Annotated in this window: 18 protein-coding genes; 9 read left to right on the forward strand and 9 right to left on the reverse strand. The window is 72.0% G+C overall.

Annotated features, from left to right (window positions below):
* Positions 1 to 65 precede the first annotated feature (65 nt).
* Positions 66 to 497 carry a gamma-glutamylcyclotransferase gene (locus ACIBEJ_RS16365; RefSeq protein WP_397183541.1) on the forward strand — a complete coding sequence of 144 codons (432 nt, stop codon included), beginning with the start codon at positions 66 to 68 and terminating at the stop codon, positions 495 to 497.
* 236 nt (positions 498 to 733) lie between these two features.
* Here the strand turns inward: ACIBEJ_RS16365 and ACIBEJ_RS16370 are convergent, their stop codons facing one another.
* Entirely contained in the window at positions 734 to 2,038 is a 1,305-nt protein-coding gene (locus ACIBEJ_RS16370) for an MFS transporter (RefSeq protein ID WP_397183542.1), read from the reverse strand.
* A 111-nt stretch (positions 2,039 to 2,149) separates the two neighbouring features.
* On the opposite strand from ACIBEJ_RS16370, the gene ACIBEJ_RS16375 reads away from it, so the two are divergent.
* Genes ACIBEJ_RS16375 through ACIBEJ_RS16390 form a run of 4 tightly spaced genes read left to right on the forward strand, consistent with a single transcriptional unit; the run spans position 2,150 to position 6,894 of the window.
* Positions 2,150 to 3,127: an Lrp/AsnC family transcriptional regulator gene (locus ACIBEJ_RS16375; RefSeq protein WP_397183543.1), complete on the forward strand. Its 978-nt coding sequence runs from the start codon at positions 2,150 to 2,152 to the stop codon at positions 3,125 to 3,127.
* The gene (locus tag ACIBEJ_RS16380) at positions 3,124 to 4,428 is read left to right on the forward strand and encodes a M20/M25/M40 family metallo-hydrolase (RefSeq protein ID WP_397183544.1); all 1,305 of its coding nucleotides are present in this window, start codon (positions 3,124 to 3,126) and stop codon (positions 4,426 to 4,428) included. Before ACIBEJ_RS16375 ends, ACIBEJ_RS16380 begins: the two co-directional genes overlap by 4 nt.
* A 1-nt stretch (position 4,429) precedes the next feature.
* Positions 4,430 to 5,233: a purine-nucleoside phosphorylase gene (locus ACIBEJ_RS16385; RefSeq protein ID WP_397183545.1), complete on the forward strand. Its 804-nt coding sequence runs from the start codon at positions 4,430 to 4,432 to the stop codon at positions 5,231 to 5,233.
* On the forward strand, positions 5,230 to 6,894 hold the full coding sequence (locus tag ACIBEJ_RS16390; RefSeq protein WP_397183546.1) for a phospho-sugar mutase: 1,665 nt from the start codon (positions 5,230 to 5,232) through the stop codon (positions 6,892 to 6,894). The genes ACIBEJ_RS16385 and ACIBEJ_RS16390 overlap by 4 nt, the downstream gene beginning before the upstream one ends.
* On the opposite strand, the gene ACIBEJ_RS16395 is transcribed toward ACIBEJ_RS16390, so the two are convergent.
* From ACIBEJ_RS16395 to ACIBEJ_RS16405, 3 genes are read right to left on the reverse strand one after another with little or no spacing between them, the layout of a single operon-like run.
* Positions 6,878 to 7,357: a GyrI-like domain-containing protein gene (locus ACIBEJ_RS16395; RefSeq protein WP_397183547.1), complete on the reverse strand. Its 480-nt coding sequence runs from the start codon at positions 7,355 to 7,357 to the stop codon at positions 6,878 to 6,880. The two genes, ACIBEJ_RS16390 and ACIBEJ_RS16395, sit on opposite strands and share 17 nt — an antisense overlap.
* 4 nt (positions 7,358 to 7,361) lie before the next feature.
* Positions 7,362 to 8,255, reverse strand: a complete 894-nt coding sequence (locus ACIBEJ_RS16400) for an RNA polymerase subunit sigma-70 (protein ID WP_397183548.1) — start codon at positions 8,253 to 8,255, stop codon at positions 7,362 to 7,364.
* Position 8,256: 1 nt separating this feature from the next.
* A complete protein-coding gene (locus tag ACIBEJ_RS16405) occupies positions 8,257 to 9,066 on the reverse strand; it encodes a MerR family transcriptional regulator (RefSeq protein WP_397183549.1) in 810 nt (269 codons plus the stop codon).
* Between the two features lie 453 nt (positions 9,067 to 9,519).
* On the opposite strand from ACIBEJ_RS16405, the gene ACIBEJ_RS16410 reads away from it, so the two are divergent.
* From ACIBEJ_RS16410 to ACIBEJ_RS16420, 3 genes are read left to right on the forward strand one after another with little or no spacing between them, the layout of a single operon-like run.
* The gene (locus ACIBEJ_RS16410; protein WP_397183550.1) at positions 9,520 to 10,191 is read left to right on the forward strand and encodes a TetR/AcrR family transcriptional regulator; all 672 of its coding nucleotides are present in this window, start codon (positions 9,520 to 9,522) and stop codon (positions 10,189 to 10,191) included.
* Positions 10,148 to 11,623, forward strand: a complete 1,476-nt coding sequence (locus tag ACIBEJ_RS16415) for a class I adenylate-forming enzyme family protein (protein WP_397183551.1) — start codon at positions 10,148 to 10,150, stop codon at positions 11,621 to 11,623. The genes ACIBEJ_RS16410 and ACIBEJ_RS16415 overlap by 44 nt, the downstream gene beginning before the upstream one ends.
* Positions 11,620 to 12,345 carry an enoyl-CoA hydratase/isomerase family protein gene (locus ACIBEJ_RS16420; RefSeq protein ID WP_397183552.1) on the forward strand — a complete coding sequence of 242 codons (726 nt, stop codon included), beginning with the start codon at positions 11,620 to 11,622 and terminating at the stop codon, positions 12,343 to 12,345. The genes ACIBEJ_RS16415 and ACIBEJ_RS16420 overlap by 4 nt, the downstream gene beginning before the upstream one ends.
* A gap of 4 nt (positions 12,346 to 12,349) precedes the next feature.
* Here the strand turns inward: ACIBEJ_RS16420 and ACIBEJ_RS16425 are convergent, their stop codons facing one another.
* Both ACIBEJ_RS16425 and ACIBEJ_RS16430 read right to left on the reverse strand, forming a co-directional pair.
* Positions 12,350 to 12,967 carry a PH domain-containing protein gene (locus tag ACIBEJ_RS16425; RefSeq protein WP_397183553.1) on the reverse strand — a complete coding sequence of 206 codons (618 nt, stop codon included), beginning with the start codon at positions 12,965 to 12,967 and terminating at the stop codon, positions 12,350 to 12,352.
* Complete coding sequence (locus tag ACIBEJ_RS16430; protein ID WP_397183554.1) at positions 12,964 to 14,043, reverse strand: adenosine deaminase; 1,080 nt, start codon at positions 14,041 to 14,043, stop codon at positions 12,964 to 12,966. The genes ACIBEJ_RS16425 and ACIBEJ_RS16430 overlap by 4 nt, the downstream gene beginning before the upstream one ends.
* A 22-nt stretch (positions 14,044 to 14,065) precedes the next feature.
* On the opposite strand from ACIBEJ_RS16430, the gene ACIBEJ_RS16435 reads away from it, so the two are divergent.
* Complete coding sequence (locus ACIBEJ_RS16435) at positions 14,066 to 16,984, forward strand: ATP-binding protein (protein WP_397183555.1); 2,919 nt, start codon at positions 14,066 to 14,068, stop codon at positions 16,982 to 16,984.
* Between the two features lie 225 nt (positions 16,985 to 17,209).
* Here the strand turns inward: ACIBEJ_RS16435 and ACIBEJ_RS16440 are convergent, their stop codons facing one another.
* The 3 genes from ACIBEJ_RS16440 to ACIBEJ_RS16450 all read right to left on the reverse strand — a co-directional run bounded on the left by ACIBEJ_RS16440 (position 17,210) and on the right by ACIBEJ_RS16450 (position 19,063).
* The gene (locus ACIBEJ_RS16440; protein ID WP_397183556.1) at positions 17,210 to 18,028 is read right to left on the reverse strand and encodes an NAD(P)H-binding protein; all 819 of its coding nucleotides are present in this window, start codon (positions 18,026 to 18,028) and stop codon (positions 17,210 to 17,212) included.
* 70 nt (positions 18,029 to 18,098) lie between these two features.
* Positions 18,099 to 18,449, reverse strand: a complete 351-nt coding sequence (locus ACIBEJ_RS16445) for a cupin domain-containing protein (protein ID WP_397183557.1) — start codon at positions 18,447 to 18,449, stop codon at positions 18,099 to 18,101.
* Between the two features lie 5 nt (positions 18,450 to 18,454).
* Positions 18,455 to 19,063 (reverse strand): hypothetical protein, encoded by a 609-nt coding sequence (locus ACIBEJ_RS16450; RefSeq protein WP_397183558.1) that lies wholly within the window; start codon positions 19,061 to 19,063, stop codon positions 18,455 to 18,457.
* Positions 19,064 to 19,067: the final 4 nt, after the last annotated feature.

Here is a 19,067-nt window from a genome sequence, read left to right on the forward strand (position 1 = left end):
ATTCTTCCGCATGTCCTGAGCAGCAGGCGAACGGGGCGGGGGCCGGGACGCTAGTCTTGGCTGCTGTGCCTGTCTACGCCGCATACGGCAGCAACCTGGACCCCGGGCAGATGGCCTTGCGCGCGCCCCACTCCCCGGTGCGCAGCGCGGGCTGGCTGCAGGGCTGGCGCCTGACGTTCGGCGGTCCCGACGCGGTGGCCACCATCGTCGAGGATCCCGACGAGCACGTCTTCGTGGTGCTGTATGACGTGCCCGAGTTCGACGAGGACTCGCTGGACCAGTGGGAGGGCGCGGCGCGCGGCATCTACCACAAGGTGCGGCTGCGGGTGCAGACGCTGGAGGGCGAGCTGGTCGCCTGGTTCTACGTCCTCGACGCCTACGAGGGCGGCCTGCCCTCGGCCCGCTATCTCGGCTTCCTGGCCGACGCCGCGGAGAAGGCGGGCGCACCGGACGACTACGTGAAGGAACTACGCGGCCGCCCCTGCACTTCCCTGTGAAGACAACTGCGCGTCCCTGCGAAGGAAACTGCGCGTCCCTGCGAAGGAAACCGCGCAGCCGCCCCAGCGCCCCGTGAAGGGAACCGCGCAGCAGCCCCCGCGCCCCGTGAAGGGAACCGCGCAACCGTCCCTGTGAAGGGAGCGCGCAGCCGTCCCCGCGCGCCCCTCCGGCTTCTCTCTGGCCTGGTCCGCGACACGCCCGGGCGTACGACGGTGGAAATCCGAGACGCGGGTGATCAGCGCAGCGGCTGGTCCTTGGTCTCCTTCAGGGCGAAGATGTAGACCAGCGTCGAGACCAGGGCCAGCGCCGACATGTACCAGGGGAAGCCCACCGGGTTCCCCGCGTCGATGAACGCGGTGCCGATGAGCGGGGCCGTACCGCCGAAGAGGGCGACCGTGAGCGAGTACGGGAAGCCCGCGCCCGCGGCCCGCACCCGGGTCGGGAACAGTTCGGAGTTCACCGCGGCCGAGATCGAGGTGAAGCAGCCGAGGAAGACCATGCCGACGCACTGGATGAGCAGCAGGCTGGCGAAGGAGTTGTCCAGCATGCTGAGGAGCGGCACCGGCAGCAGGGTGAAGGCCACGCCGAAGGTGATCAGCAGGGGCTTGCGGCCGATCCGGTCCGACAGCATGCCGAGCAGCGGCTGCAGGAGCATGAAGAAGACGAGCGCGATCGTGCCGACGAGCTGCGCCTCGGTCTTGGAGAAGTTGACGGTGATGTTCGCGTAGGTGGGCAGGAACGTGGTCCACGTGTAGTAGGCCACGGTGCCGGCGATGGTGATGCCGACGATGAGGGCGGCCTGCTTGGGGTAGTTGCGCAGGAAGTCGAAGAGCCTGGGGCGCTCGGCCCTGCCCTCCTGGATCTCCTGGGCGACGTGGGAGGTCTCGTCGGCGCCCTTGCGGATCCACAGGCCCACCAGGCTGAGCAGGGCGCCGATCACGAAGGGGACGCGCCAGCCCCAGCCGTTCATGTCGGCCGCGGCCAGCATGGTTCCCAGCCCGGCGGCCAGGCCAAGTGCGAGGAGCTGGCCGATGGTCGTGCTGACGTACTGGAAGCTTGAGAACAGGCCGCGGCGGCCCGGACCCGCGGACTCCACCAGGAACGTCGTGGCGGCGGCGAACTCACCTCCGACCGACAGGCCCTGGATGAGGCGGGCGAGCGTCAGAATGATCGGGGCGAGGATGCCCGCCGCCTCGTAGGTAGGAGTGATCGCGAGCATGAGGGAGCCGGCGCCCATCAGCACGATGGTGAAGGTCATCGCGGCCTTGCGGCCGAACCGGTCGGCGAAGGAGCCGACGAGCAGGCCGCCGAGGGGGCGCATGAAGAACCCGACCGCGAAGACCCCGTACGTGGCCAGCAGCGGGACCAAGGAGTCACCGGCGCTCTTGGGGAACACCTGGACGGAGAAATATGCGGCCAAGGCGGCGTAGGCGTACCAGTCGTACCACTCGACCACGTTGCCGATGCTGGCGGCCATGAGCTGGCGGACACGGCTTCGCGGGATGCCGAGCGGCGACTCGGTCGCGGGTGAGGTTGCCACCAGGGGCTCCTTTGCTTACAGGTGCGGTGGTGCCCTACTGTGCAAGTGGACGACCGAAATAGTCAAACATCCAGAGATTTATTTACAAACCCGACATGGAAACGGTTCTCAATGGACGTTCTCGACCGGCGCCTGATCGCGGCCCTCCAGGTCAGTCCCCGCGCGTCGTGGGGTGAGATCGCCCGGGTCGTCGGCGAGCACGAGCGCACGGTCGCGCGCAGGCTCCAGCGCGTCATCAACGAGGGCATGGTCCGGGTCACCGCGATCTACGACGACCTGCGCACCGGCCACGGCCGCCCGGTCCACCTGCACGTCCAGGTGCAGCCCGGCGCCTCGGCGAAGGTGGCGGCGGCGCTGAGCGAGCGCGGCGACACCCGTTCGGTCTACTCCCTGACCGGCGAGGCCGACCTCGGCTGCGAGCTGGTCGCCCCGAGCAGGGACATGCTGCACGACATCGTCTCCTCCGAGGTCACCGAGATCAGCGGCGTCCTGCAGACCCGCACCCAGGTCGTCCTGCACACGTTCACGACCGTGGCCGAGTGGCACGCGCCCTTCCTGACCCCCGAGGAGGTCGCCGAGCTGCGTCCCGTCCACAGCTCGGGGCCGCTGCCCGACCAGGACGGGCTCTCCCCGCTGGAGCAGGAGATCGCCGAGCTGCTGGTCGCCGACGGCAGGGCCGCCTTCACCGCGATCGCCGAGCGGCTGGACATCTCGCTGCCGACCGCCCGCCGCCGGGTCGCCTCCCTGCTCGACCGCAGGCTCCTGCTGCTGCGCGCCGAGATCGAGCCGGCGCTGCTCGGGCTGGAGGTCGAGGCGCAGATCTGGCTGAAGGTACGCCCCCACGGGCTGGACCAGGTGGGCCAGACCCTCGCCGCCCACCCGGACGTGCGCTACTGCGCGGCCACCTCGGGAACCCACTCGGTCATCGTCCAGGTGGTCGCCGCGCACGAGGCCGACCTCTACCGTTTCCTCACGAACGTCGTCGGCCCGATCGACGACGTCACCGACGTCAACGTCACGCTGATCACCCGCGCCCACAAGCGCGGGCACCTCCGCAAGTCCGGTCTGCTCACATTGGAGAGAACATGACGCCCGCCGAGAAGGAAGTAGCCGACCTGTGCGTGGAGCTCATCCGCGTCGACAGCAGCAACTACGGTGACGGCACCGGTCCCGGTGAGCGGGCCGCCGCGGAAGTGGTCATGGCCAGGCTGGACGAGGTCGGCATCGAGTCCACCTACATCGAGAGCGAGCCGGGCCGCGGCAACGTGGTGACCCGCGTGGAGGGCAGCGACCCCGGCCTGCCCGCGCTGCTGGTCCACGGGCACCTGGACGTCGTGCCCGCCAACGCCGCCGACTGGTCGGTGGACCCGTTCGCCGGCGAGGTGCGCGACGGCTACATCTGGGGCCGTGGCGCGGTGGACATGAAGGACATGGACGCCATGATGCTGGCCGTGCTGCGGCAGATGAAGCGCGAGGGCAGGAAGCCCAGGCGCGACATCGTCTTCGCGTGGGTCGCCGACGAGGAGGCCGGCGGCGTCTACGGCGCCAAGCACCTGACCGCCCACCACCCCGAGCTGTTCGAGGGCGTCACCGAGTCGATCAGCGAGGTCGGCGGCTACTCGCTCGAAGTGGACCCGTCGCTGCGGCTCTACCTGATCGAGACGGCCCAGAAGGGCCTGGCCTGGATGAAGCTGATCGCCGACGGCACCGCCGGGCACGGCTCCATGCTCAACTCCGACAACGCGGTCACCGAGGTGGCCAAGGCCGTCGCCAGGATCGGCGCCCACGAGTGGCCGATCACGCTGACGCCGACCGTGCGGACGTTCCTCACCGAGGTGGCCGACGCCTTCCAGATCCCGTTCGACCCGGCGGACCCGCGCAACGTGCTCGACAAGATCGGGCCGCTGGTCCGCTTCGTCGGCGCCACGCTGAGCCACACCTCCAACCCGACCCAGCTCGGCGCCGGCTACAAGTCGAACGTGATCCCCGGCCAGGCCACCGCCGTGGTCGACGGGCGCTTCCTGCCCGGCCACGAGGAGGACTTCTTCAAGACCATCGACGCGCTGATCGGCGAGAAGGTACGCCGCGAGTTCGTGCACCACGACATCGCGCTGGAGACCACGTTCGACGGGGCGCTGGTCGAGTCGATGATCGCGGCGCTCAAGGCCGAGGACCCGACGGCGCGGGCGGTGCCGTACTGCATGTCGGGCGGGACCGACAACAAGACCTTCTTCGCCGACCTGAACATCCGGGGCTTCGGGTTCGTGCCGCTGCGGCTGCCGAAGGACATGGACTTCGCGTCGATGTTCCACGGCGTGGACGAGCGGGTGCCGGTCGAGGCCCTGCAGTTCGGTGTGAGGGTGCTCGACAGGCTGCTCCTAAACTACTGAGGTGAGCAACGACGCCTATTCCCTGGCACAGGACGCCGCCGCCGCGCTGAAGGGCGCGGCGGGCGTCGACACCTTCGACGTGGCCCTCGTGATGGGCTCCGGCTGGGTCCCCGCCGCCGACGCGCTCGGACAGACGGTCACCGAGGTCGCCTTCACCGACCTGCCCGGCTTCGCGCCGCCCGCGGTCGCCGGGCACGGCGGCAAGATCCGGGTCGTCCGCACCGGCGCGGGCCGCCACGCGCTCGTCCTGCTGGGGCGCACACACCTGTACGAAGGCCGGCCGGTCGACAAGGTGGTCCACGGCATCCGCACCGTCGCCGCGGCCGGGGTGAGGGCGGTCGTGCTCACCAACGCCGCGGGCGGCCTGCGCCCCGAGACGCAGAACGTCGGCGACCCGGTCCTGATCAGCGACCACATCAACATGACCGGCGCCAACCCGCTGACCGGCACGACCTTCCTCGACCTGACCGAGGTCTACAGCAAGCGGCTGCGGGCGCTGGTCCGCGAGATCGACCCGGCCATCGCCGAGGGCGTCTACGTCGCCTTCCGCGGCCCGACCTACGAGACGCCCGCGGAGATCCGCATGCTGCGCACGCTGGGCGGCGACCTGATCGGCATGTCCACGGTGCTGGAGGCGATCACCGCCCGCGAGGCGGGGCTGGAGGTGCTCGGCGTCTCCCTCGTCACCAACCCGGCCGCGGGCCTGGCCGGCGAGCCGCTCAACCACGAGGAGGTCCTCCAGGTCGGCAGGACCACCGCCGCGCGCATGGGCGGCCTGCTGGCCAAGGTGGTCGACCAGCTATGAGCGAACTGCTGAAGCAGGCCCGCGCCTGGCTGGCCCAGGACCCCGACCCCGACACCCGCGCCGAGCTGTCCGGCCTCATCGAGCGCGCCGACCTCGACACGCTGACCGCCCGCTTCGGCGCCAAACTCGAGTTCGGTACGGCCGGCCTGCGCGGCGAACTGGGCGCGGGACCCAACCGCATGAACCGGGTCACGGTCATGCGCGCGGCGGCCGGACTGGCCGCGGTACTCGGCCCCGGCAAGCACGTGGTCATCGGCTACGACGCCCGCTACAAGTCCGACGTGTTCGCCCGCGACACCGCCGCGGTGCTGACCGGCGCGGGCGTCCACGCCTCGCTGCTGCCCGGCCCGCTGCCGACGCCGGTGCTGGCCTTCGCCGTGCGCCACCTGGGCGCCGACGCCGGGGTCACGGTGACGGCCAGCCACAACCCGCCCAGGGACAACGGCTACAAGGTCTACTGGAACGACGGCTCCCAGATCGTGCCGCCGGTCGACGGGCAGATCTCGGCGGCGATCGACGCGGTGGGCCGGGTGGACGGGCTGCCGCTGGGCCCGCCGTACGCGGAGAGGGGGCTGGACGGGGCGGCGCCCGGGACCTTCACCGAGCTGGGCGAGGATCTGGTCGACGACTACATCGAGGCGGTGACCGCGCTGCCGCTGGGCACGGCGCGGACGCTGAAGGTGGCCTACACGCCGTTGCACGGGGTGGGCGCGGGCACGCTGACCGGCGCTTTCCTGGCGGCTGGGTTCGCCAGCCCGATGGCGGTCGAGGAGCAGCGCAACCCCGATCCGGCCTTCCCGACCGTCGCCTTCCCCAACCCGGAGGAGCCGGGGGCGATGGACCTGGCGCTGGCGCTGGCCGTCAAGATCGGCGCGGACGTCGTGCTGGCCAACGACCCCGACGCCGACCGTTGCGCGGTGGGCGTGCCGGTGGGCGACGGCTCGTGGCGGATGCTGACCGGCGACGAGGTGGGCGGGCTGCTCGGCGAGTACGTGATCGCCAACACCACCGGCGAGCGGCTGGTGGCGACCACGATCGTGTCCTCCACACTGCTGGGCAAGATCGCCGCGGCGCACGGGGTGCGCTACACCGAGACGCTGACCGGCTTCAAGTGGATCATGCGGGCGGGCGAGGGCATGGTCTACGGGTATGAGGAGGCGCTCGGTTACAGCGTCGGGGCCGACAGCGGGTTGCCCGTGCACGACAAGGACGGGATCGGGGCGGCGTTGACCGTGGCCGCGATCGCGGCCGAGGCCAAGCGGGCCGGCCGTACCCTGCAGGACCTGCTGGACGACCAGGCCAGGCGCTACGGCCTGCACGCCACCTCGCAGCTCTCCGTGCGGGTGGAGGACCTGTCGCTGATCTCCGGCGCGATGGCGCGGCTGCGCGCCGAGCCCGCGCGGGAGCTCGGCGGGCGCGTGGTCGAGGGCATCGACGACCTCGCCAAGGGCGAGGGCGGGCTGCCCCCGACCGACGGCCTGCGCTACCGGCTGGCCGGTGACGCGCGGGTGGTCGTGCGGCCCTCCGGCACCGAACCGAAGCTCAAGTGCTACCTGGAGGTGGTGGTGCCGGTGGAGGCCGAGGTGGCGGAGGCCAGGACCAGGGCTGCCGCGGGACTGGCCGCCCTGGCCGCCGACCTCAAGGTCACGCTGGGTCTTTGAGCCTGAACTGCAGCTCGATCTCCCACTTGTTCATGTCCGGCTGCTCGGCCGGGTTGGTGTGGTAGATCTCCAGGCGGGTGCCCCAGTGCTCGCCGTCGGCCTCCTCGGTCATGTCGAAGTCGAGGCCGGGGGTGTTGCGCAGCTTCTCGATGACCGGGAAGAGCTGGTCGGGGTGGCCGATCGTGCGCACGCTGGCGTAACGACCGGCGGGGAGGGTGGCGGCGACGAAGTCACCCTCCACCTCCACCGGCTCGGCCACCGGCACGCCCGCCTCCACGTCCAGGTCGCCCTCCATGTCGATGACGTGGAAGCGGAAGAACGGCGCGCCCTCCATGGCCGCGCCCTTGGCGACCAGCCAGGCGTAGATGTCGGGAATGCGGTCGGCGACCACGCCGAACGTGGTCATGGTGATGGTCTTGCGGACGGCGACGTAGTGCCGCTCGGGGAACTCGATGATGTCCATGCTCTTACTTACGTCCGGGACCGCCGAAACTCATCGGCAGGTCGTACAACGGGAACAAGCTCGGGTCCAGATAGGTGGTCGTACCCCTGATCAGGCCGCCTGACGTCTCCAGGACCACGATCGCGAACGCCTCGCCGTCGAGGTACTGGCCGAACGTGGTCGCCCCCGCCCGGACCAGCTTGCTCCCGCGGCAGCCCGCCCCGCCCGAGGCGACCAGCACCTGGCGCATGGCCTCGCGGCCCGACAGCCACCACGCGAACGGCGGCATCGAGTCCACGGCGTCCTCGTGGGTGATGGCGACCAGCGTGTCCACGTCGAAGCGTTCGAAGGCGTCCACGTAACGGGCCAGCAGGTCCTCGTCCACCTCCAGGCGCGGCTCGTCCGTGGCGGGCAGGGCCGCCCTGGCCCGCTGCAGCGCGCTGTTGACCGAGGCCACGCTGGTCTCCAGCAGGCCGGCGACCTCGGCGGCCGACCAGGCGAGCACGTCGCGCAGGATCAGGACCGCCCGCTGCCTGGGCGGCAGGTGCTGGAGCGCGGCCACGAAGGCCAGGCGCACCGACTCGCGGGAGACCGCCAGCTCGGCCGGGTCCATGAGCTGGTCGGGCATCGGGTAGACCCAGCGGTCGTGGGGGATCGGCACGCCCAGCTCGGCGCCGGGCTCGGCGGCCGGGCCCAGGTCCATGGCGCGGGCCCGGCGCTGGGCGCTGCGGAGCATGTCGATGCAGACGTTGGTGGCGATGCCGTACAGCCAGGGGCGCAGCGCGCCGCGCTCGGGGTCGAACGTCTTCCACGCCCTGGTCAGGGTCTCCTGGACGGCGTCCTCCGCCTCGAAGCCGGAGCCGAGCATGCGGTAGCAGTATCCGGCCAGTTCCTTGCGGTGGCGCTCCAGCTCTACCACGTCAGCGGGTCACCTCGATCTGCAGCTCGGTGACCCATTCGTCGCGGTTGTCCGGGCAGTGGAGCGACACCTCGCGCGACAGGCTCAGGGCGCGGTAGCCGTTGTCCTCGATCCAGTGGGCGAGCGCCTGCATGGTCGGGCCGACGTTCTCCATCGCGCCGTTGTGGATGATCGTGGCGGCGGTCTCGATGCCGGGCAGGTTCAGGAAGTCGACGTCGGCGCCCTCCGACACCCCCACCTGGATCGCGGCGTGGATCATCACGGTGCCGTCGTCCTCGGCGACGTAGTAGGCGCAGCCGGGTCCGGTCACCTTGATGTCCGCCTCGCACAGCCGCTTCATGAGCTCGGCGTAGAGCGGCTGGATGACCGGGCCGATGTCCTTCCCGTCGTAGCTGGCCGCCCGGCCGCTGAGCTCGGCGATCCGCATGGGGGCGACCTTCTTGAGCACGACCTCGTCGGTGCGCATGTGCCCTTCCCTCTCGATCGTGCGGAGTCTCGCCTCCACGCCGCGCAGCCTGGCCAGGTCGGCGTCGATCTGCGCCTCCAACTGTGCGCGACGCAGGCGGACCATGCCGTGCAGTTCCTCCGTGCTCACCTTGTCGTCGAGGATCGCGCCGACCTGCTCCAGCGTGAACCCGAGGTCCTTGATCGCGACGATGCGGTTGAGCCTGGACAGCTGGGCGGCCTGGTAGGAGCGGTAGCCGGTGGCGGGGTCCACGTGCGCGGGCCGTAGCAGCCCGATCGCGTCGTAGTGGCGCAGCATCCGCACCGACACCAGCCCCAGCCTGGCGAAGTCTCCGATGCTGAACATGACGCCCCCAGATGTAGACCCTCACACGGTGTCAGGGTCAACACTACGGTCCCGATCCTGCTGCTCACGGCGTCCGTCACGCAAGGGGACCGGACCGCGCCGATCCCCGCCGGCGCGACGCGAAGCGTGGCGAGCAGCACCGCGGGGAGCGGGGATCAGCGCGAACTCGTGGGCCGCGCGGCCGGGACGGGACGCGGCGAACCGCGGTGCCTCAGATGCCCCGTCCCGGCGTGCGGCAACGGCGTCGCGGGCGCCCTTCGCCCGCGCCACCCTGGTCACGGCTCCGCGGGAGCTGTGGGACGCCCGCGAGGCCGCGTTCGAGGTCACCGCCGGACGGCGATGCCATTGCTTAGGTAAGGCTTACCTAAGCAGAAGTGTGCAGAGAGGTCAAGAATCGCACTGGCTACCGATCGTTCGGTCGGCTACGCTCCTACCAAACGTTCGGTAGGAGACATGGACACAGGACTACGGATCAGGACCGCCGCGATGCGGCTCTTCGCCGACCAGGGCTACGCGGCGACGAGCATCAGGGACCTCGCGCGGGCCGTCGACATGACCAACGCCGGCATCTACCATCACGTGGCCAGCAAGGAGGCCCTGCTCGCCGACCTCATGCGCCTGAGCCAGCTCGGCCTCATCGACGCCACCGACCGCCTGCTGGCGGGCCCGCGCGAACCCGCCGAGCGCCTGGCCGTGCTCATCACCTCGCTCACCGCCGTCCACGCGCTCAACCCGATGACCACCCGCGTCATGGACGGCGAGCTGCGCTCGCTCACCGCGGGCTCCAGCGCCCGCGACGAGATCATCGCCCTGCGCGACCTCTACGAACAGCGCTGGAAGGCCGCGCTGGCCGACGGCGTCCAGCGCGGCGCCTTCCACGTCGCCGACCAGAAGCTGACCCGGCTGGCCCTGATGTCCATGTGCACCGGCACCAGCGAGTGGTACCGCCCCGACGGCGAGTCCTCGCTGGAGCAGGTGTGCGCCGAGTTCGTGGCGATCGGCCTGGCCGCGGTCCGCTCGCCCGCCCAGGTGACCATGCGCCTCGACCTCACCCTGCTGCCCGACTACCCATGGGAGCCCCATGACGATCCCCGCGTTGCTCCGGCAGGCCGCACGACTCCATGAGGACCGCCCGTTCCTGATCTTCCCTGACCGGACGCTCGGGTTCGCCGAGGTCGACGAGCGCACCGACCAGCTCGCCGGCGCGCTGGCCGACCACGGCGTACGGCCCGGCGACCGCGTGGCCGTCATGCTGGACAACGTCCCCGACTGGCCGCTGAGCTGGCTGGCCGTGGCCAAGGCCGGCGCGATCACCGTCCCGGTCAACGCCCGCTACCGTTCGGCCGACCTGGCCCACGTGCTGCGCGACTCCGGCGCCAGGACGGCGCTGACCTCGCCGGAGTACGCCCCCTTCATCCGCGAGGCGGGCGTGCCGGTGCTGCGGGAGCGCTCGGGCAAGGCGCCCGAGGTGTCGATCGACCCCTGGGACATCGCCACCTTCTCCTACACCTCGGGCACCACCGGGTTCCCGAAGGCGTGCATGCTGCCCCACGAGTACTGGACGCGTACCGCGGAGCTCATGGTGGACCTGGTCGGGTTCCGCGAGGACGACGTGGTCATGGTGGCGCAGCCGTTCTCGTACATGGATCCGCAGTGGATGGCGCTCATGTGCCTGGTGGCCGGGGTGCCGCTCGTGGTGCTGCCGCGTTTCTCCGCCTCCGGGTTCTGGCCGGACGCGCGGCGCTTCGGGGCCAGCGTCACGTACGTGCTGGGCACGATGCCGATGCTGCTGTTCAAGCAGCCGCCGCACGAGCACGACCGGGACAACCGCATGCGGCTGGTGATGTGCTCGGGCATCCCGGCCAAGCTGCACGCCGCGCTGGAGGAGCGCTGGGACGCGTCCTGGCGGGAACTGTACGGCTCCACCGAGAGCGGCCCCGACCTGCTCGTCCATCCGGACGACGACCGCACGGTCGGCACCGGCGCGATGGGCTACGCGCCGCCGGGCAAGGAGGTCGCGGTCCTGGCCGAGGACGGCCGGCCGGGCGAGATCGTGGTCCGGGGCCGGCCGATGATGCGCGGCTACTGGAACCACCCCGACGCCACCGCCCACGCCTTCCGCGACGGCTGGTTCCACACCGGTGACCTGGGCGTACGCGACGAGCTCGGCTACATCCACCACGCCGGAAGACTGAAGGACATGGTACGGCGGGGCGGCGAGAACATCTCCTGCGCCGAGGTCGAGACCGTCCTGACCCAGCACCCGGCGGTCCAGGCCGCCGCGCTGGTCCCGGTGCCCGACGACCTGTGGGGCGAACTGCCCAAGGCGTTCATCCAGCTCAACCCCGGCCACTCCCCCGGCGAGGCCACGGCCGCCGAGATCATCGCCCACGCCCGCGAACGGCTGGCCAGGTTCAAGATCCCGGCCTTCGTCGAGTTCGTGGACGGCTTCTCCTACACCCCGTCCCAGCGCATCGAGAAGCGCCACCTGCTCCACCCCGAACGCGACCAGCGCGCCGGGTCCATCGCCATCCAGACCCCGAGGGAGACCGCATGATCGACGTCAGCGCGCGCGGCGAGGTGACGGTGATCACTCTGCGCCGGCCGGACAAACTCAACGCCCTCACCTCCGACATGCGGCTACGGCTGGCCGCGGCGGTGCGCGAGCACGGCCACTCCGGCCGCGGCATCGTGGTGACCGGCGAGGGCAGGGCCTTCTGCGCCGGCGAGGACCTGCACGAGGCGGCGGACAAGTCGCTGCTGGAGGAGGTCGAGACCTTCCACGACCTGACCAGGGCGGTGCTGGAGACCTCGGTGCCGGTCGTGGCCGCGGTCAACGGCCTCGCCGTGGGCGGCGCCGCCGAGTGGACGCTGTGCTTCGACTCCCGCCTCGGCTCCCCCTCGGCCGGCTACTTCCTGCCGGAGAACGGCATCGGCCTGTCGATCTCCAACGCCTCCAGCCTGCTCCTGCACCGCCTCACCGGCGGCCGGGCGCTGCGACTGGTGCTCGACTGCGCCCGGCTGGACGCTCAGGAGTCCCTGGCCGCCGGGCTGCTGGACGAGATCGTGCCGCGGGAGTCGCTGGTCGAGGCCGCCGCCGGGCTGGTGGAGCGCTGGACGGCGCCGGGGACGGCGACAGCCGTACATCTGAGGTTGCTGCGGCCCGCGCTGGAGGACGTCGAGCGCGCCTTCGCGCGGGAGACGGAGGCCGCGCGCGAGGTCGAGGAGTCGGGGATCGCCAAGGAGGGCATGCGGCGCTTCGCCGAGCGCGCCCGCTGAGCGGTCAGGGCACGAGGACGGCGGCCAGCACCAGGGCCAGCGCGACGCCGATCACCACGAGGGAGTCGATCGCCCACGTGGTGGTCACCGGGCCCGCCTCCTCCTTGCGGCGGCGGGCCGCCTCGGCGCGCTCGGTGATCTGGTCGCCCACCCAGTCGGCGTGCGTCTTGCCGGCGAACGCCTCCTGCGCGGCCTGCTCGGCCTTGGTCAGACTCGGCTCGGTCCTGAGCCGGCCGCGCCTGGCCGGCGCCATGCCCCTGCCCTGGGCCTTGGCGCGCTCGCGGGCGGTGGCGGTCGGAGTCCAGAGCCGCACGGACTCCTCCTCGCCGTCCACCGGCGCGACCGTGATCGCGTGGGAGACCGTCACGTCGCCGACCGACGCCCACGGCATCACGGTCGTGCGGAACGGGTTGCGGACGGTCAGCGCCCGCTCCCCCACCACCGTGACCGGGCGCAGCGCGATCAGGTAGATGAGCGCGGTCAGCACGCCCAGCACCGCGCCGGCGACCATCGAGGACTTGCCCGAGTAGCGCACGATCAGGTCGACGGCGTTGGCGACGACGAACGCCACCCACACCCACCCGAGCACGTAGGCGAACCTGGAACGGAAGACCTGTCTCATGACTGCCACTTGAGCTGCGCGAACCCCGGTTTGATCACACCGTTGATGAGCGCCAGCCGCTCGTCGAAGGGGATGAACGCCGACTTCATCGCGTTGACCGTGAACCACTGCAGGTCGTCCCAGCCGTAGCCGAACGCCTCGACCAGCTTGGCGAACTCCTCCGAGACGCTGGTGCGGCTCATGAGCCGGTTGTCGGTGTTGACGGTGACGCGGAAGTGCAGGCGGCGCAGCAGCCCGATCGGGTGCTCGGCGATGGAGGCGGCGGCGCCGGTCTGCAGGTTGGAGGTGGGGCACATCTCCAGCGGGATGCGCTTGTCCCTGACGTACGCGGCCAGTCTGCCCAGCTTGGCCGAGCCGTCGCCCGCGACGGTGATGTCGTCGATGATGCGCACGCCGTGGCCGAGCCGGTCGGCGCCGCACCACTGGATCGCCTGCCAGATCGACGGCAGCCCGAACGCCTCGCCCGCGTGGATGGTGAAGTGCGCGTTCTCCCGCTGCAGGTACTCGAACGCGTCCAGGTGGCGGGTGGGCGGGTAGCCCGCCTCGGCGCCGGCGATGTCGAAGCCGACCACGCCGACGTCGCGGTAGCGCACCGCCAGTTCGGCGATCTCCATCGAGCGGGCCTGGTGGCGCATCGCGGTCAGCAGCGTGCCGACCTTGATGCCGCGGCCCGCCGAGCCCTGCCGGAAGCCCTCCAGCACCGCCTCGACGACCTGGTCGAGGCTGAGCCCCGTCGTGGTGTGCTGCTCAGGGGCGTAGCGCACCTCGGCGTAGACGACGCCGTCGGCGGCCAGGTCCTCGGCGCACTCGGCGGCCACCCGGACCAGCGACTCGCGCGACTGCATGACGCCGACCGTGTGGTCGAACGTCTCCAGGTAGCGCACGAGCGAGCCGGAGTCGGATGCCTCCTGGAACCATTCGCGCAGGTTCGCCGCGTCGTTGGTGGGCAGCCGGTCATAGCCCGACTCGCGGGCCAGGTCGACGATCGTCTCGGCCCGCAGACCGCCGTCGAGATGGTCGTGGAGCAGGACTTTCGGCGCGCGCCTGATCTCGTCTGGGGTCGGCTGCTGGCTCATCTCGCCATCATAATGGGCCTTCATGGCCATCCTCATCGGACGCGAACACCCCGCCGCGGTCCTGCGCGGCGAGGTCGGACGCGTGCTCACCAGCCACGGCTCGCTGGTGCTGGTGACCGGCGAGGCGGGCGTCGGCAAGAGCGCGCTGGTCGCCGAGGCGGCCGGGCACGCGCTCGCCTCCGGCGCCCAGGTGCTGAGCGCCGCCTGCTGGGAGGGCGAGGGCGCGCCGGGCTACTGGCCGTGGATCCAGGTCGTGCGCAGGCTGCGCCCCGACGCCGACGTCTTCGCCGCCGCGCGCACCCCCTTCGAGCTGTACGACGCGGTCACCGCCCTGCTGGTCGCCCTCTCGCGGTCGCAGCCCGTGGTGATCGTGCTGGAGGACCTGCACTGGGCCGACGCCGACTCGCTCAAACTCCTGGAGTTCGTGGTACGGCACGCCTGGTTCGAACGCATCCTCGTCATCGGCACCTACCGGGAGGGCGAGGCCGAGCCGCCACCCGAGCTGAAGGCGACCACGCTGGCGCTGACCGGGCTCGGCCGCGAGGAGGTCGGCGAGCTGGTCGCCCAGACCACCGGACTGCGGCCCGACGACGGTCTGGTGACCGAGATCCACCGGCTGACCGGCGGCAACCCGTTCTTCGTCGAGCAGGCCGCGCGGCTGTGGCAGGGCGGCAGCCCGCTGGACACGATCCCGGCCGGGGTGCGGGCGGCGGTCGAGCGCCGCCTGTCGCGGCTGTCGGGCGAGGTGCGCGAGACGCTGCGGGCGGCGGCGGTGCTGGGACGTGAGTTCACCGACGAGATCCTGGCGGTGTGCGTCGGGCGCGGGGTCGCGGTGCCGCTTGGGCAGGCGGTGGCGGCCAGGCTGGTCATGCCGTCGGGTGAGGGCGGCCACGCGTTCGTGCACGACCTGGTGCGCGAGACGCTCTACGCGGAGCTGGACGAGCCGGGCAGGCGGGCCGGGCACGCGGCGGCGCTGGACGCGCTCCGGTCCGCGGGCGCGCACCCCGCCGCGCTGGCCCACCACGCGTACCTGGCCGAGGTGCCGGAGGCGCCCGAGCTGCTGCTGGCCGCCGCGCAGGACGCCGAGGCGCGGCTGGCCGACGAGGAGGCCGTGGGGCATCTCCGGCGGGCGTTGGAACGGGTGCCGGGGCGGGAGCGGGCCCGCCGTACCGCGATCGAGCTCGATCTCGGGCTGACACTGCAGCGGGTCGGCGCGCACGAGGAGGGGCGGCGCGCGATCGAGGCCGCCATCGCGGCGGCGCGCGAGCTCGACGACCCCGGCCTGCTCGCGCACTCGGCGCTCAAGCTGTACCACCTCGGCTTCCCCGACTTCGTCCGCGAGGCGCACCGGCGCCTGGTCAGGGGCGAGGCCGCGCCGATGGAGGACGTGGGCGAGCAGTTGAGCGGCCTGGCCGCCGACCGGGCCAGGGACGAGGGCGACGACCAGGCGCTGAAGTTCACGCTGCTGGTGCGGTTGTCGGCGATCTGGCGGCCCGGCACGGCCGGGGCGCGGATCGCGCTGGCGGAGGAGCTGGCCGAGGTCGCCGCCGCGGCGGACGACACCCAGCATCTGCTCCACGCCCTGTCCTGGCGGGCCGGTGCGCTGCTCGAACTGGGCGATCCCGCCCACACCACCGCCGACCAGGACTTCCTCCGGCTGGCCGGGCGGTCGGGCCTGCCGCTGTTCGAGCACGAGGCCATGGTGATCAGGACCAGGCACGCCCTGCTCCAGGGCCGCTTCGACGAGGCCAGGGCCCTGTCGGAGGCCACCCGCGAGCTCGGCGAGCAGCCCTACGTCAGCGGCGCCGAACTCCGCTGGACCCAGCTCCTGTCGGCCGCCCTGCTCCAGGGCCGCTTCGAGGAGGCCGACGCGCTGCTGGCCGAGATGCGCGCCGCGGGCAGCGCGAACCTGCCGCTGTTCGCCGGGGTCACGGCCGCCGAGCGCGGCGACGCCGCCGGGGCGCTGAACCACCTGACGCGGCTCATGACCGGCGGCGCGGACCTGCTGAGCTGGATGGCGCCCCTCTGGCTCCGTTTCCAGGCACAGGCCGCCGCGCTGTCCAAGGACCCCGAACTCTGCCAGAACGCCCGCGAGGCCATCGCCCCCTATCTCGGGCAGTGGGCGGTGACCTCGACGATCGTGGTGGACGGGCCGTTCGAGCACTGGGCGGCGGTGCTCGACGCCGCCCAGGGCCGCTGGCGGGCCGCCGCCGACGGCTTCACCGCCGCCCACCGCGCCGCCGACCGGCTCGGCGCCCGGCCGTGGTCGGTCCTGGCCCGCGCGCACCTGGCCGAGGCGCTGCTCGCGCTCGGCGCCGACCCCGGCCCGCTGCTCGCCGACGTCGCCCGCGAGGCCGAAGAGCTCGGGATGCGGGTACGGCTGCCGCAGCCCTCACCCAGCGTCTTCCGCCTCGACGGCGACGTGTGGACCCTGACCTTCGCCGGCCGTACCGCCCACCTGCCCGACGCCAAGGGACTCCGCGACCTGCGGACCCTTCTTGGCAGTCCCGGCACCGACATCTCCGCCGTCGAGCTGCTCAACCCGGCGGGCGGGGCCGAGGTGGTGGCCGCGCGGCGCATGGGCGGCGACGCGGTGCTGGACGACGAGGCCAAGGCCCAGTACCGGCGGCGGCTGGAGCTCCTGGACGACGAGATCGACCGGGCCGCCGTGCGCGGCGACGAGCAGCGGGTGGCCGCCCTGGACGCCGAACGGCAGGCGCTGCTGTCCGAACTCCGCCGGGCGGCCGGGCTGGGCGGGCGTTCGCGCCGGTTGGGCGACGAGGCGGAGCGGGCCCGCAAGGCGGTGACCAACCGCATCCGCAACACGCTCCGCCAGCTCGACGAGCGCCACCCCGAACTCGCCGCCCACCTCCGCGCCACCATCTCCACCGGCGCCACCTGCCGCTACCAACCCCCCGACCCCATCACCTGGACCTGGTAGCCCACGGATTCCAGGGACCCCACGACGGAAACGCTCATCCCCGGGCCGGCCCGCACACCCTGGGTTCCCGGGATCAAGGTCTCCGATCCGGGTCTGGGCGGTGGGGTGGAGGGCTTCAGCCGGAAGGTGGGTCTACGGGGCCGCAGGTCCTGGGGGCGGTGGGTCCGGAGGTCGGGTCCCGGAGGCTAGGGTCCCCCAGGGGGTGGGTCCTGGGGGTTGGGAGGGTCAGGGGCGGAAGGCGGAGGCGTGTTCTTGGGCCCACTGGGCGAAGGTGCGGCCCGGGTGGCCGGTGACCTCCTGGACCGTGGGCAGGATCGTGCGGCCCTCCTCGGGCGGAGTGGTGCCGAGCATGATCGCGAACTCGATCAACGACTCGTCCGCCCCCTCAGCGGCCATGCGCTCCCTGAGCTGCGCCTCGGTCAGCGGTTCGAAGCGGATGTCGTGCCCGCTGGCCTCGGCGAGCAGCCGTACCCGCTCCTCGGGGGTGGTGACCTCGGGACCACTCAGCAGGTAGACGCGCCCCTCGTGCCCGGGCGAGGTCAGGGCGGCGACGGCCACCGCGGCGATGTCGGCCTCGTGCACCACGGCACCGGGCTGGTTGCCGAAGACCCGGACGACGCCCTCGGTGCGCGCCTCCTCCTGCCAGTCGAAGGCGTTCGCCATGAACTCCATGCACCGCAGCAGCGTCCAGGCCATCGTGCTCTCGCGCAGCGCCGCCTCGACGCTGCCCTCCTCCCAGCTACCGAGCACGGAGACGCGTTCGACCCCGGCCTTGGCGGCCAGTTCGACGATCTCCTTGCCGTTGGGCAGCAGTTCGAGGCCCTCGCCGCCCACGGTGATGAGGTGCAGGGCGGTGACGCCGTCGAGCGCGGGCGCCAGCGTCTCGGCGACCAGCAGGTCGCCCGCGGCCACCTCGACCCCGGCGGGGAAGTCGGCGCGGGAGGGGTCGCGGGTGAGGGCGCGCACGCGCTCACCCCGCTCGACCAGTTGGGCGACGATCTGGCGGCCCACGGTGCCGGTGGCGCCGGTCACGAGAATGGTCATGGTGTCCTCCTGGCTGAGCCGTACGGGAAGGTCTCTCACCCAGGAGGCGCTACATCGGATGTAGCGGGCGCTAGTCGCGGTGCGCCGCGTCCGGGGAGAAGGCGGGCAGGCAGACCGCCACGTACTCGGCGCCCTCGGGCCCGCAGCTGTAGCGGATCTTCTCCCCCGCCTCCGTCACGATCGACTGGCCCGCGCGCACCTCGGTGGTGCCCTCGGCGTGCTCGACGAGGACGGTGCCGCGCAACACCACGGTGTACTCGGTGAACTCGGGCGTCTGGGCGGGTTCCTCCCACCCGGCGGGCGCCACCATGTGGGCGATCGAGATCGCCTCGTCACCGCTGTTGACGCGGCCGACGTGCTCGTCGATGACCTTGCCGCCGGGCACCGGAATCCGGGTCGCCCCTTCGATCTTTCTGACCACGGACGTCAGTGTGCCACGTCGATGACCAGCCTGTTCGGCCGGCGCTGCTCGGTGACCTCGAACCCGGCCCGCCGGTCGAGCACGATGCCCACCCCCACGCGCCCCTCGAAGTCGCCGGTCTTGACGACGCTGCTGACGTTGCCGAGGTCGGTCTGGAAGATCGGGCCGCCGGTCCAGGTGGGCTCGCCCTTGGCCGTGTGGGCGTCGGCCGGGGTGAGGATCACCTGGAGGTACGCGCCGCCGTCGACGTCGATCCGCTTGCCGGAGCCGTCCTCCAGAAGCTCCTCCGCCCAGGTGACGGTGTATCCGGGGATCTTCCCCCTGAGGTCGATGACCACCCGGTCGTAGGCGGGGTGGGCGGCGTAGCGGACGCCGGTGACCAGGGCGGGCGCGCCGCCCGAGCGGTCGACGTCGATCTCCGCGGTGCCGGTCGGGGCGGGCTCCTGCGGGGAGGCGGGCGGCGTGCTGGTGGCGGGCGCGCCGGTCGTGGGGCCGGCGGTGGGCGTGCCGGGCGAAGGGCTGGCGGTGGCCGTGGTGCCGCCGGTGCGGGCCGTACCGCATCCACACAGTACGGCGAGGCACAGCAGGGCCGCGAAGCTGCGTGTGTGCCGCATACCC

Source organism: Nonomuraea sp. NPDC050790 (assembly GCF_044456745.1).
Taxonomy (GTDB): Bacteria; Actinomycetota; Actinomycetes; order Streptosporangiales; family Streptosporangiaceae; genus Nonomuraea.

Coding starts and splice junctions, on each gene's coding strand:
- ACIBEJ_RS16375 (WP_397183543.1), top strand. CDS start 2,150: ATGGACGTTCTCGACCGGCGCCTGATCGCGGCCCTCCAGGTCAGTCCC.
- ACIBEJ_RS16380 (WP_397183544.1), top strand. CDS start 3,124: ATGACGCCCGCCGAGAAGGAAGTAGCCGACCTGTGCGTGGAGCTCATC.
- ACIBEJ_RS16390 (WP_397183546.1), top strand. CDS start 5,230: ATGAGCGAACTGCTGAAGCAGGCCCGCGCCTGGCTGGCCCAGGACCCC.
- ACIBEJ_RS16395 (WP_397183547.1), bottom strand. CDS start 7,357: ATGGACATCATCGAGTTCCCCGAGCGGCACTACGTCGCCGTCCGCAAG.
- ACIBEJ_RS16405 (WP_397183549.1), bottom strand. CDS start 9,066: ATGTTCAGCATCGGAGACTTCGCCAGGCTGGGGCTGGTGTCGGTGCGG.
- ACIBEJ_RS16410 (WP_397183550.1), top strand. CDS start 9,520: ATGGACACAGGACTACGGATCAGGACCGCCGCGATGCGGCTCTTCGCC.
- ACIBEJ_RS16415 (WP_397183551.1), top strand. CDS start 10,148: ATGACGATCCCCGCGTTGCTCCGGCAGGCCGCACGACTCCATGAGGAC.
- ACIBEJ_RS16420 (WP_397183552.1), top strand. CDS start 11,620: ATGATCGACGTCAGCGCGCGCGGCGAGGTGACGGTGATCACTCTGCGC.
- ACIBEJ_RS16425 (WP_397183553.1), bottom strand. CDS start 12,967: ATGAGACAGGTCTTCCGTTCCAGGTTCGCCTACGTGCTCGGGTGGGTG.
- ACIBEJ_RS16430 (WP_397183554.1), bottom strand. CDS start 14,043: ATGAGCCAGCAGCCGACCCCAGACGAGATCAGGCGCGCGCCGAAAGTC.
- ACIBEJ_RS16435 (WP_397183555.1), top strand. CDS start 14,066: ATGGCCATCCTCATCGGACGCGAACACCCCGCCGCGGTCCTGCGCGGC.
- ACIBEJ_RS16440 (WP_397183556.1), bottom strand. CDS start 18,028: ATGACCATTCTCGTGACCGGCGCCACCGGCACCGTGGGCCGCCAGATC.
- ACIBEJ_RS16450 (WP_397183558.1), bottom strand. CDS start 19,063: ATGCGGCACACACGCAGCTTCGCGGCCCTGCTGTGCCTCGCCGTACTG.